At 64.1% G+C, this 12,478-nt stretch carries 8 protein-coding genes and 1 pseudogene; 5 read left to right on the top strand and 4 right to left on the bottom strand.

All coding sequences use genetic code 11. The features are described 5' to 3' along the window. Positions 1-177 precede the first annotated feature (177 nt). Positions 178-2,820 (top strand): DNA gyrase subunit A, encoded by a 2,643-nt coding sequence (gyrA, locus tag BBIA_RS08395; protein WP_051923921.1) that lies wholly within the window; start codon positions 178-180, stop codon positions 2,818-2,820. Between the two features lie 202 nt (positions 2,821-3,022). Next, positions 3,023-3,658, top strand: a complete 636-nt coding sequence (locus BBIA_RS08390) for a DUF3566 domain-containing protein (RefSeq protein WP_033494975.1) — start codon at positions 3,023-3,025, stop codon at positions 3,656-3,658. A gap of 252 nt (positions 3,659-3,910) precedes the next feature. Here BBIA_RS08390 and gdhA read toward each other — a convergent pair whose 3' ends face one another. Continuing rightward, a complete protein-coding gene (gene gdhA / locus BBIA_RS08385; protein WP_033494973.1) occupies positions 3,911-5,257 on the bottom strand; it encodes an NADP-specific glutamate dehydrogenase in 1,347 nt (448 codons plus the stop codon). A gap of 368 nt (positions 5,258-5,625) precedes the next feature. Here gdhA and BBIA_RS08380 point away from each other — a divergent pair, with 368 nt between their 5' ends. Both BBIA_RS08380 and mscL read left to right on the top strand, forming a co-directional pair. Further along, positions 5,626-5,907 (top strand): hypothetical protein, encoded by a 282-nt coding sequence (locus BBIA_RS08380; RefSeq protein ID WP_033494971.1) that lies wholly within the window; start codon positions 5,626-5,628, stop codon positions 5,905-5,907. A 169-nt stretch (positions 5,908-6,076) separates the two neighbouring features. Continuing rightward, a pseudogene (mscL, locus tag BBIA_RS08375) lies at positions 6,077-6,409 on the top strand (large conductance mechanosensitive channel protein MscL); the annotation flags it as partial. Positions 6,410-6,751: 342 nt separating this feature from the next. Here mscL and BBIA_RS08370 read toward each other — a convergent pair. Both BBIA_RS08370 and BBIA_RS08365 read right to left on the bottom strand, forming a co-directional pair. Then, positions 6,752-7,714: an aldo/keto reductase gene (locus BBIA_RS08370; protein ID WP_033494969.1), complete on the bottom strand. Its 963-nt coding sequence runs from the start codon at positions 7,712-7,714 to the stop codon at positions 6,752-6,754. A gap of 189 nt (positions 7,715-7,903) precedes the next feature. Then, positions 7,904-8,779: a YoaK family protein gene (locus tag BBIA_RS08365; protein ID WP_033495018.1), complete on the bottom strand. Its 876-nt coding sequence runs from the start codon at positions 8,777-8,779 to the stop codon at positions 7,904-7,906. An 820-nt stretch (positions 8,780-9,599) separates the two neighbouring features. Here BBIA_RS08365 and BBIA_RS08360 point away from each other — a divergent pair. Then, entirely contained in the window at positions 9,600-11,078 is a 1,479-nt protein-coding gene (locus BBIA_RS08360) for an aldehyde dehydrogenase family protein (protein WP_051923920.1), read from the top strand. A 107-nt stretch (positions 11,079-11,185) separates the two neighbouring features. Here the strand turns inward: BBIA_RS08360 and BBIA_RS08355 are convergent, their stop codons facing one another. Further along, positions 11,186-12,394, bottom strand: a complete 1,209-nt coding sequence (locus BBIA_RS08355) for an MFS transporter (protein ID WP_033494966.1) — start codon at positions 12,392-12,394, stop codon at positions 11,186-11,188. Positions 12,395-12,478: the final 84 nt, after the last annotated feature.

Here is a 12,478-nt window from a genome sequence, read left to right as displayed (position 1 = left end):
GCCTCGACGCGTGATGATTTTTCTCGGCTCCCCTTGTCGGGGGAGCTGTCAGCGAAGCTGACTGAGGGGTGGTCGGAAGGTTAGGCGCCAAGGCGCCTGACTACCCCTCAGTCTCGCTACGCGAGCCAGCTCCCCTGACAAGGGGAGCCAAGAACGGGAAACAAAAGGAACCAATAAGTGGCAGACGAAAACAGCACCGGCGGCAACGACCTGCCGGAGCAGAACGACGAGCGCGCTGAGCGCTCGCTCGAGCCCACGAGCCCGCAGGCCAGCGAAAACCTGGTCCTCGACGAGCATCGCGTGGCCCACACCGACATCCAGAAGGAGATGCGCCAGTCCTACCTCGACTACGCGATCTCCGTCATCGTCGAACGCGCCCTGCCGGACGTGCGCGACGGCATGAAGCCGGTCCACCGCCGCATCGTGTACGCGATGTACGACGGCGGCTACCGACCCGACCGCGGCTACTCCAAGTGCGCGCGACCGGTCGCCGACGTCATGGGCAACTACCATCCGCACGGCGACGCGGCGATCTACAACACGCTCGTGCGCATGGCCCAGCCGTGGTCGATGCGCTACACGCTCGTTGACGGACAGGGCAACTTCGGTTCGGCCGGTGACGATCCGCCCGCCGCCATGCGTTACACCGAGTGCCGCATGATGCCGCTCGCGATGGAAATGGTGCGCGACATCGACAAGGACACTGTCGACTTCGTACCGAACTACGACGGCCGCACGCAGGAACCGACCGTGCTGCCCGCGCGCTTCCCGAACCTGCTCGCGAACGGCTCGTCCGGCATCGCCGTCGGCATGGCGACCAACATTCCGCCGCACAACATGCGCGAGTTGGCGAACGCCGTCCACTGGACGCTCGACCATCCCGAAGCCTCCCGCGAGGAGCTGCTGGACGCGCTCATCGGTATCATCAAGGGACCGGATTTCCCGACCGGCGCGACGATCCTCGGCCATAAGGGCATCGAGCAGGCGTACCGCACCGGCCGTGGTCTGATCACCATGCGCGCGGTCGTCAACACCGAGGAAATCAAGGGCCGCATGTGCCTCGTGGTCACCGAGCTGCCGTACCAGGTCAACCCGGATCGCTTGGCCGCGTCCATCCGCGAAGGCGTGCGCGACGGCAAGATCCAGGGCATCGCCGACATGCGCGACGAGACGTCCGGCCGTACCGGCCAGCGTCTCGTGCTCGTGCTCAAGCGCGACGCTGTGCCGAAGGTCGTGCTCAACAACCTCTACAAGCACTCGCAGCTGCAGCAGACGTTCGGTGCGAACATGCTCGCGCTGGTCGATGGCGTGCCGCGTACGCTCAGCCTCGACGCGTTCATTCGTCACTGGGTGACTCACCAGCTCGAAGTCATCGAACGCCGCACCCGCTACTTGAAGCGCGAAGCCGAGGAACGCGATCACATCCTGCAGGGTCTGCTCAAGGCCATGGACGCGATTGACGAGGTCATCAGGCTGATTCGTTCCAGCCAGGGCCGCGACGACGCCCGTCCGAAGCTCATGGAGTTCCTCGACATCGACCAGGTGCAGGCCGACGCGATCCTCTCCATGCAGCTCGTGCGCCTCGCCAACATGGAGCGCCAGAAGATCATCGACGAGCACGAGGAACTGCAGCGCAAGATCGCCGACTACAACGACATCCTCGCCAAGCCGGAACGCCAGCGCAAGATCGTCGGCGACGAGCTCGACGAAATCGTCGCCAAGTACGGCGACGAGCGCCGCACCAAGATCCTGCCGTACTCCGGCGAGATGAACGTCGAGGACCTGATCGCCGAGGAGAACGTGGTCGTCACGGTCACGCACTCCGGCTTCATCAAGCGCACCAAGGCCGACGAATACCGTGCCCAGCACCGCGGTGGCAAGGGCATCAAGGGCGCCAAGCTGCGCGAGGACGACGTGGTGGACCACTTCTTCCTCACGTCCACGCACAACTGGCTGCTGTTCTTCACGAACAAAGGCCGCGTGTACCGCATCAAGGCGTACGAGCTGCCAGAAGGTTCGCGCGACTCCAAGGGCCAGCACGTGGCGAACCTGCTGCAGTTCGGCCCCGACGAGACGATCCAGACCGTGCTGTCGATCCCGAACTACGAGGTCGCCAAGTACCTCGTGCTCGCGACCCGTTCCGGCAAGGTCAAGAAGACTGCACTCGCCGAGTACGATTCGCCGCGACAGGGCGGCCTGATCGCCGTGCGTCTGATCGAGGACGAGAACGGCGAGACGGCCGACGAGCTGGTCGGAGCCGCGCTGTGCAACGCGGAGGACGACATCATCCTCGTCTCCCGTCTCGGCATGAGCCTCAAGTTCGCGGCCGACGACGAGCAGCTGCGCCCGATGGGCCGCCAGACCGCCGGCGTGCAGGGCATGAAGTTCCGCGACGGCGACAGCCTGCTCGCGATGGACGTGGTGCCGGCCGACACCGACAAGGACCTGCTCGTGGTCACCAGCGAAGGCTTCGCCAAGCGCACGGCGATCTCCGAGTACCGTCTGCAGGGCCGTAACGGCTACGGTGTCAAGGCTGTGCAGCTGACCGACGAGCGCGGCGCGCTGGTCGGCGCGGTGATCGTGGCTGAAGACGATCAGGTGCTCGCGATCATGAAGTCCGGCAAGGTGATCCGCTCCGACGTGGCCGAGGTCAAGCGTACCGGCCGCACCACGCAGGGCGTCACGCTCGCCAAGCCGGACAAGGGCGACGAGATCATCTCCATCGCGCGCAACGAGGAGAAGGACGACGACGCCGACGACGGTCAGGATGCGGGCGATGCCGGCGATGCCGGTGCCGCGGAGCAGCCCGCGGAGCAGTGATCCTTTTCTCGGCTCCCCCTGTCAGGGGGGGGCTGGCTCGCGCAGCGAGACCGAGGGGTAGTCAGAAGATCGAACCATGAGTCGCTGATTGCCCCTCAGCCGGGTTGCCTGCAAAGGAAGATTTCCATGGGAAGACATGACGCCTGCCGTCTGCGAAGACTGGTAGTCTCACAGAAAGCAAGAGCTCGGACAAGGAGCAACGATGAGCGACAATGTTGAAGAATCCAACGAAGACGGCATGATCCAGCCCGTCTCCTTCGCGCCCGAGCATGCAGGCGACGAGCCGGGTGAGGTCGGACATCGCGGCGGCCACGGCCATGCCGGCCGTGTGGCCCGTTCCGCGGTCGGTGAGGCCGGCATGGCCGATTCCGCAGCATCCGCCGGCACGTCCGGCGTCTCCGGATCGTCCGAGCCGCTCTCCGCCGCGCCGGCGTCCGTGCCGCCCGCGTCGAAGCCGGCCCGTCGCGGCACGCCGCGTGCCCGCCGCATGAACCTGTCCGTCACGCATATCAGCGCATGGTCGATGGCCAAGGTGTCGTTCCTGCTGTCGATCGCGGGCGCGATCATCCAGATCGTCGCCGTGATGGGCTGCTACTTCCTGCTCGACTTCATCGGCGTGTTCAAGAAGATCACGGCGATCGTCTCCTCCACGGGCCTCGACGCCGGCTCCTTCGACCTGACGAGCATCTTCAACTGGTCCACCGTGCTCAGCGCCGTGACGATCTTCGGCATCGTGCAGGTCATCGTGTTCACGATTCTCGCGACGATCCTCACGCTGCTGTACAACGTGGTCACCGCGCTCGTCGGCGGCGTGCACGTCACGCTCGGCGACGACTGACCGACATTTCGCAAACGTACGCAAGTGGCTCCCCACCATCCGGCGGGGAGCCACTTGTCGTATGAACAGCCCTTCGCGCGTGCGGCTCGGCCGTATGCCGCGGAACGGCCGTTGCTGGGTCCCGGTTACGCTATCGGGACTCAGCAACGGTCTTCGGGGACGAAAAACGGCCGTGACTGAGTCACGATGATGTCACGTGGACTCAGCACGGCCGTATGGGATGGATGTTGGCTGATCGGCCGACCGAAAGGCTTACAGGATGCCCTGAGCGACCATCGCGTTGGCGACCTTGACGAAGCCGGCCGCGTTCGCACCGAGCATCAGATCGCCCTCGTGGCCGTACTCCTTCGCCGCCTTGAGCGACTCAGCCACGATCGTCTCCATGATGTTCTTGAGCTTGGCGTCGACCTCCTCGAAGGTCCAGGACAGACGGTAGCTGTTCTGGCTCATCTCGAGGCCGGAAACGGCCACGCCGCCCGCGTTCGCAGCCTTGGCCGGGCCATACAGCAGGCCGGCGTTCTGGTACACGGCGATGGCCTCCGGCGTGGACGGCATGTTCGCGCCCTCGCACACGACCTTGCAGCCGCCGGCCACGAGCGCCTTCGCGGACTCCTCGTTGATCTCGTTCTGAGTGGCGCACGGCAGCGCGATGTCGCACGGCACGGTCCACACGCCCGAGCAGCCCTCGTGGTACTCGGCGGACGGCACGCGCTCCGCGTACTCCTTGATGCGGCCGCGCTCGACCTCCTTGATCTGCTTGACGACGGCCACGTCAATGCCGTTCGGATCGTACACGTAGCCGTTGGAATCGGACACGGTGACGACCTTCGCGCCCAGCTGCTCGGCCTTCTGCGCGGCGTAGATCGCCACGTTGCCGGAACCGGAGATCACGACGGTCTTGCCCTCGAACGAGTCGTTCTTCAGCACGCGCAGGGCCTCCTGCGTGTAGTAGCAGACGCCGTAGCCGGTCGCCTCGGTGCGGGCGAGCGAGCCGCCGAATTCGAGGCCCTTGCCGGTCAGCACGCCGGAGTATTCGTCACGGATGCGCTTGTACTGGCCGAACAGGTAGCCGATCTCACGGCCGCCCACGTTGATGTCGCCGGCCGGAACGTCGGTGAACTGGCCGATGTGGCGGCACAGCTCGGTCATGAACGCCTGGCAGAAGCGCATGACCTCGGCGTCGGACTTGCCCTTCGGGTTGAAGTCGGAGCCGCCCTTGCCGCCGCCCATCGGCAGCGTGGTCAGCGAGTTCTTGAGGATCTGCTCGAAGCCGAGGAACTTGATGACGCCCTCGTTCACGGTCGGGTGGAAGCGCAGGCCGCCCTTGTACGGGCCGATCGCGGAGTTGAACTGGACGCGGTAGCCGCGGTTGACCTGCACCTTGCCCTCGTCGTCGGTCCAGGCGACGCGGAACTTGACCACGCGCTCCGGCTCGACGATGCGCTCCAGCACGCCCGCCTTCTCGTACTCGGGGTGCTTGGCGATCACCGGTTCGAGCGTCTCGAACACCTCGCGCACGGCCTGCAGGAACTCGGGCTGGTCGCCGTCGCGCTGCTCGACCTGCTCATAGACGCGCTGGATGTACTCGTTGGAAAACATGAATCTCCCTTGGTTCGGATTATCAATAAGACGGCTTCATTGTATGTGCGGGACCGCGTCGCGACAAGGGTTTTCCCGCGATGCGGCTATGGCCGGCGCGTCGCCGCCGCAGCTGGCACGATATCGACATGTGAGACCAGCATGTGAGACGGTGTTGTCAATGTGATCTGCGACACGCCCGGAGCTTTTAATTACCAGACGGCAATTTTTGGCGTAAAAAATACTCATTTTGTGTATTTTATCGATATAATTTTGGTGTTGATTTTGATGGGGGGGGTGACATCCCGTAAGCTGTAGGGCTGAGTAAAGAGGTCGGAGCGGTTTTTAGAGATACATCAGCGAACGACACAGGCAAACGGGTGAAAGCTATGGCGAGTAAAAAAGTGGTGTTTACGGACGAACAGGTGACGTACCTGAACAGTCTGCCCGCCGTGCAGTCCGCGACGGCGAACCGGATCGAATACGCGGCCGACTTCCAGCGTGACTGCATGGAACGATACGGTCGCGGCGAATCGCCGGTCAAGATCTTCCGCGCGGCCGGACTCGGCCCCGAACTCATCGGCTACAAACGCATCGAACGCTGCATCGCACGCTGGAAGACGGCGTTCGCCGTCGACGCGTCCGAACTGGGCGACTCCCCCGCATCCTGACAGGATCCCCGCCTCGCCGGAGTGCGCTACGTTGTTTTCCGACCGTCTGACGTCGCGTCGGCACGTCGCTGCGATACGCTGGAACCGTTCGTGGCGACAGTCGCGACGACAAACGCGACGCTGACGATCGTCATGACCACGATCGCAACGGTGACGACGGGAGACGGCGATGATCGACGGGTTCAAGAAATTCATTTCACGCGGCAACATGATTGACATGGCGGTCGGTGTCGTCATGGGCGCAGCCGTGACCGCGGTCGTCAATTCGATCGTCGACCATCTCATCAACCCGCTTATCGCGATGATTTTCGGCAAACCCGACATGGGCGGCCTGCTCGCGTTCACGTTCAACGGCGCGACTATCTCCTTCGGCGCGGTGCTCGGCGCGCTGCTCAACTTCCTCGTCATCGCCGTGGCAGTCTACTTCTGCATCCTCGTGCCGATCAATAAGTTCCGCGACATGTCCGAAGCGCTGATCGCCAAGACCAAACTCAAGGAAGCCGCCGACAAGGCCGCGGCCCTCGCCGCGCAAGCCGCGCAGGCCGTCGCGGCGCCGGTTCTCGGCGGCGACAAGGCGTCGGCGGGTGAGGCGGCAGCGGACGCAGTCGGCGACAGGGCGGCCAATGCAACGGCCGGTGAATCCGGCGTCTCCCCGGCCGTGCAGGCCGACGCACCGTCCGTCGAATCGTCGGGCGCGTCGGCGTCCGCCGCATCGGCCGAACAGGCGTCATCTTCGTCCGCATCATCCAACGAGCAGATCATCGCGCTGCTCACCGAAATCCGCGACCAACTCGCCAAACGCGACGCCGCGTGAGCTCGTCGCCGCGGCGTCGCGTCGCGCGCGTCACACGAGCTGGTTGCCGGCGGCCTGATACAGCGACCACCAGTCGCGGCGATCCAGCTCGACGTCCGCGCCGGCGGCCATGTCGCGGATGCGATCGGGATTCATCGAACCGAGCAGCGGCTGAATGCCGGCCGGATGACGCAGTATCCACGCCACCGCGATGCCGTTCGGCGTTGACTCGTACTTCGCGGCGAGACGCTCCAGCTCCGCGTTCAGCTCCGGGAAATGCGCATTGCCGACGAACGGGCCGAACTCCGTGTTCGACTGGAACGGGCACCACGCCTGAATCGTCATGTGCTTGAGCCGCGAATACGGCAGAATACCGCCCGTGCGATCCGCAGCCGCATCGTCAGCCATGTTGAAATGAATCTCCGCGTCGAGCATCTGCGTGTGCATCAGACCGAACTGTAGCTGGTTGATCTCCAACTTCTGCTTCAGCCCGCTCTGCAACAGTTCGATCTGCCACGGACCCATGTTGCTCACGCCGAAATGACGCACCTTGCCACTCGACTCCAGCTTGTCGAACGCCTCGGCCACCTCGTCCAACTCGAACAGCGTGTCGATGCGGTGCAGCAGCACGGCGTCGACGTAGTCGGTCTGCAAAGCCTCAAGCTCGCCGTCAAGCGCGTCCAGCAGGTGCTTCGCGGAGAAGTCGTAGCCGTGTGCCGCGCCGCGGCCCTGCTCATCGTAGCCGAAATCGATGCCGAACTTGGTCTGGATGAAGATCCTGTCACGCTCAAGCCCCGCGTTCTTCCACGCTTGGCCGAAGACGCGCGAACTGGCGTGCAGCGCGTGCGCGTTGAAGCCGTAGATGTCGGCCGTGTCGAAATAGTCGATGCCCGATTCCGCCGCAGCCGCGACCGTGCGCGTCGCCGCCGTCTCGTCCAGCGCGTCGATGCGCATCACACCGAGCGCAAGACGCGACGCGACCATGCCCGACTGTCCGATTTCCTGAGTCTTCATATTCGCTCCTTTGCCGATACGATTCGTGCGTTGCCGCTGCGCGATCGTCATGCCGTGATCGCAGTGAGGCAACGGCTCCACCCTACCGCTTGCAGTGCACTTGAACACAAACCTGACGCAACCGTGCGCTGTGCTGAGATCGTATGCGGCAATCGTGTGCGGCGATCGTATGCGGCAATGCCGACGCGATCAGCGCTCGCCGGCAACCCAGCGGGCGTCGGAATGAATATGCGGCACCATCATCGCGATCACCAGCAGCAGGCACGCGATCATCACCATCAGAATCACGTCCTCGTATCCGCGCGTCTGCAATATCGCGCCGGTCAGCGCGCCGAGCGCCAACGCGCACATCACCACCGCGCGCCGGCCCAGCTTCGACTGCTCGTGACCGTGCGCCGACGTGTCCGCCACAATGCCAGTCAGCGTCATCGTCAGCACGGTTGTTGGCAGGTCCGGCACGGACAGCTTGCGCGCGGTCGAATTCTGAATGCCCATCGCCGGCGCGAGCAGCACGATCAGCGTGATGATGTGCAGGTCGATATGGCTTGCCGTCGGAAAATTCAGGCTTGGTTGCGCGGCCTGCGCGCTCGCCGTTGCGGACGCCGACGCGAGCGCCGATGACGACGACGTTGCGCTCGCCGCCGCGCCGCTGCCGATGCCTCCGATCGTCGGCTCCGGCGAAAACCGGTTGAGCAGCCAGATGCCGGCCAGTGCGGCGACCACGAACGCCAACTGCACGCACGTCGACACGAGCAGATGCTTCGCGCGATTGCCGCCGAACCGGCGGATGATGCGCCCGCCGATCAGCGCGCCGACCATGAACGCGGCCAGAGTCAGCGCCGACGTCCACCACACGAATCCCTGCGCGTGCGCGAACGCGAAGCCGAGGAACACGATGTTGCCGGTCACGTTCGCCACGAACACATGACCGAGCGCTAGATAGCTCAACGCGTCCACCAGCCCGGCGACGAACGTGAGCACGACCAGCGCCGGATTGAGCAGCCCGTACCGGTCGTTCTTGCGCGGAATGATGGTGCGTCCTGCTTCGGCGAGATGCGATGTCATGCGGGCTGGTTCCTTCTGGTTGTTCTGCGGTATGGCTTGTTGGCTGCCGGTTTGTTGGCTGCGGGTGTCGGCTGTCTGTTCGTGTTCGTCGGGGTGGTGTGCCTGACTCGCGCGGATGCTCGGGATGCGCATTGCTCGCACGCATGGTTGAAGCGAGACGTTGAATGCGTGAGGTAATGACCGCGCCCCGATCGGCGACCCGACCATTGTGTGTTGTTGCCCGGACGATGAGACGCAGGGTGACGCAGAGGGGTTGACTCGGTCGACCGGAACGGGCCTGGGTTCAGTGACGGGGTCGGTGACGGGGTCTGGTGACGGGTCTGGTGGCGGGGCGCAACCCAAAAAGCCCGGCGGTTGGGCCGGGCTTTTCGGGAGAAGAAAGGAGAAGAGAGGAAGAAGGTTTGTTGAGTTATGTTGTCCGGCCTTTCGGCCGTTGACTACATATAACCACCCGTATCATGGCGGCGCGTATGAGCTTCCTGAACGTTCCGTGCGAATCCTGTGGTCGTTGTGTGACCGTCGCCGGATGAGCGCCGGACGAGTGTCGACCGGCGATGCCTTGCAGCGCGGCAATGCATGGACTGCGGTCGACGGAACGGTCGACGGACGGCATCGGATAATGGAAACGTTTCCCAAAATCCCGTTGATGCATCGTTCGTTCGGAACTGCGCCGGGACGGCGGCCCCAGCAGCCTCCCCGTTGCACCGAATTGACGGACAACCCGGAACAATCGGCAAACGGCTGCTACGACACGTAATATGGCCTTTTGTACACGGACTGCATTCGCCAAACGGGAGTGAGCGGCATGGAACATGTCAACATGTATATCGACGGACAATGGATTGGATCCGTTTCCGGAAAAACAACGTCAATCATCAATCCGGCCAACGGCTGCATCGTGGCCGAAGCGGCGTGCGGCACGGCCAGTGACGTCCATCATGCCGTCGCGGCGGCGCAACGTGCCTTTGCGCCAGACTCCGCATGGCGGCGGCTGACGGCCGACGAACGTGCGGAACTGATGGACAAAACGGCCGACCTCATCGAAGCGCACGCCGACGAACTGGCCACGGCCGAAACGAACAGCATGGGGCGCGTGTGGAAGGAAACTCGATACGACGACGTGTACGCGGCCAGCGGCGCGTTCCGCGAGTGCGCTTCAATGGTGCACGAACTCCAAGGCGCGACGTCGGCGGACAACCCCGGTATGATCAGCATGACCATACGTGAGCCGTTGGGCGTCTGCGCGGTGATCTCGCCATGGAATTATTCGATGGGCACCACCGCGGCCGGCATGGCCCCCGCATTGGCAGCGGGCAACACGGTCGTGGTCAAACCGTCCTCGCTGACGCCGATCACCACGGCGATGATGATCGGATTCATGGAGGAGGCGGGATTCCCTGCCGGCAGCGTCAACCTGGTGCTCGGCCCCGGCGACGAAGTCGGCACGGCGTTGGCGGAAGACACCGACGTGGCCAAAATCACGTTCACGGGCGGCACTGCAACGGGACTGGACATCGTTGGGCATTCCTCAACCAGCGTCAAGCGATTTTCGATGGAACTGGGCGGCAAGTCGCCGTTCATCATCTTCGATGATGCGGATCTGGACGTGGCGGTCGACCGTCTCATGTTCGGCGTATTCCTCAGCCAAGGGCAGGTGTGCGTCGCCGGAACGCGACTGCTGGTGCAGCGCGGTGTGTACGGGCGGGTCATGGACATGCTCCAAGAGCGCATCGCGCACATCCGCATCGGCATGCCGATGGACGAGCAGACGGAATACGGGCCGATGGTGAGCAAGCGGCAGATGGAACGGGTGCTGAACTACATTCGCATCGGTCGGGAGGAAGGTGCGCGCGTGCTCGTCGGCGGGCACCGGATCACCGAAGGCGCATTCAAGGACGGGTATTTCATCGAACCGACCGTGTTCGTGGACTGCCGCGAGGACATGCGCATCGTGCGGGAGGAGATCTTCGGGCCGGTACTCACCGTGCAGACCTTTGCCGACGAGACCGAGGCGATCCGCCTTGCCAACGCCACACGGTACGGGCTTGCCGGCGGCGTGTTCACTTCGGACATGGGCCGGGCGCTGAGGGTGTGCCGAGGCGTGGACTCGGGCATCATGTGGGCGAACACCTACATGGACGATACGGGCGGCCTGCCGGTCAGCCCGCACCGGCAGAGCGGCGTCACCGTGGACGGCGGGCTCGACGGGCTGAAGGAGTACACCGTGCTCAAGCAGATCAACCTCAAGCTGACCCCGGAGAAAACCGGCTGGTTCGGCAACGACCTGTCCGACGACTGATCCGACCGCCGGACAGGCAAGTGACCATTCGTCCCGCCGCATGACGACGAAGGCCTGCACGCATGATCGGAACCATACGTTGCAGGCCATCGGCAGACCGGCGAATCTCAGTGCGCGGAAACGGCCGTATTGACTTCGATCGGGCGTAGCCGGTCGATCGCGTCGGTGTCGGTTTCGTATTTCAGCGAGTAGATCGCGAGCAACGCGACGCCGAGAATGCTTAGCGGCAGTCCGGCGAAGCCGGTGAACCGGTAGTCCATAGCGAACGCGTCGAGCGTCGCGCCGCCTACCGCCGATCCGACCGCGTTACCGAAGTTGAATGCGACCTGCGCGGCAGCGCCGGCGATCAGCTCGCCGCCGCCCTGACCGGCTTCAGCCATGAGCAGCAGCTGCGGCGCGTTGACGAAGAACAGGCCGAACGCGATCCAGAACGTGAGCATCGTGGTCGTGGCGTGGTTGCCCGGCACGACGAGCACCATGAGCAGGCCGATGCAGGAGATCGTCTGGCCGAGCGCGGCCGTGCCGGCGTGACGCCAGTGATCGGTGACCCAGCCGCCGATCAGGCCGCCGACGACCATGCCGAAACCGGCGAGCATCATGAACATCGGCACCAGCGCGCTCGGCCAGCCGCCCGTCTTCTGCAGCCACGGCGACACGTAGCTCCACCAGCAGAACACGCCCGCGTTGCCGGTGAAGATGGCGGCGATGATGAACCACGGGCCGGGCTTGGTGAGGAAGCGGAACTGGCCGCGAATGCCCGCGTCCTTGATCGGCGCGACCTGCGGCACCCAGGCGGCGACCAGTACGACCGTCATCACGGCCCACGCGGCAAGGAAGCCGAACGTGAGGCGCCACGAGAGGAATTCGGCGAGCAGCGTGCCGGCGGGAACGCCGAGCATGTTGGCGATCGTCTGGCCGGCGACCATCATCGACACGGCCTGGGCCTCCTTGCCGCGTTCGGCGAGCTCTTTCGCGACGACCGTGGCCGTGCCGAAGAACGCGCCGTGCGGCAGGCCGGCGATGAAGCGTGTGGCGAGCAGCATGGGCGCGTTGATCGCGAACGCGGACAGCAGGTTGCCGACGAACGCGATGACCATGAACAGGATGATGAGCTTTTTCGGCGGCGTTTTGCGGCCGAAGACGAGCATGAGCGTGCCGACGCACACGCCGAGCGCGTATGACGAAATGTAGTGTCCGGCGGTGGGGATGTCGACGTTTGTTGCGGCCGCGGCCTGCGGCAGGATGCCCATCATCACGAATTCGGCCGCGCCGAGGATGAACGATCCGGCGGCCAGCGCGAGCAGACTTCTTTTCATGATTCCTTCTGATTTCTCGTTGACGTGGTATTGACGTGTTCTCGAAGTATCTGTTTGTATTTGGATGCCGGTGAAAAACGGTAT

Source organism: Bifidobacterium biavatii DSM 23969 (genome assembly GCF_000741165.1).
Taxonomy (GTDB): domain Bacteria; phylum Actinomycetota; class Actinomycetes; order Actinomycetales; family Bifidobacteriaceae; genus Bifidobacterium; species Bifidobacterium biavatii.
This window is presented reverse-complemented; position numbering and strand designations above follow the sequence as displayed.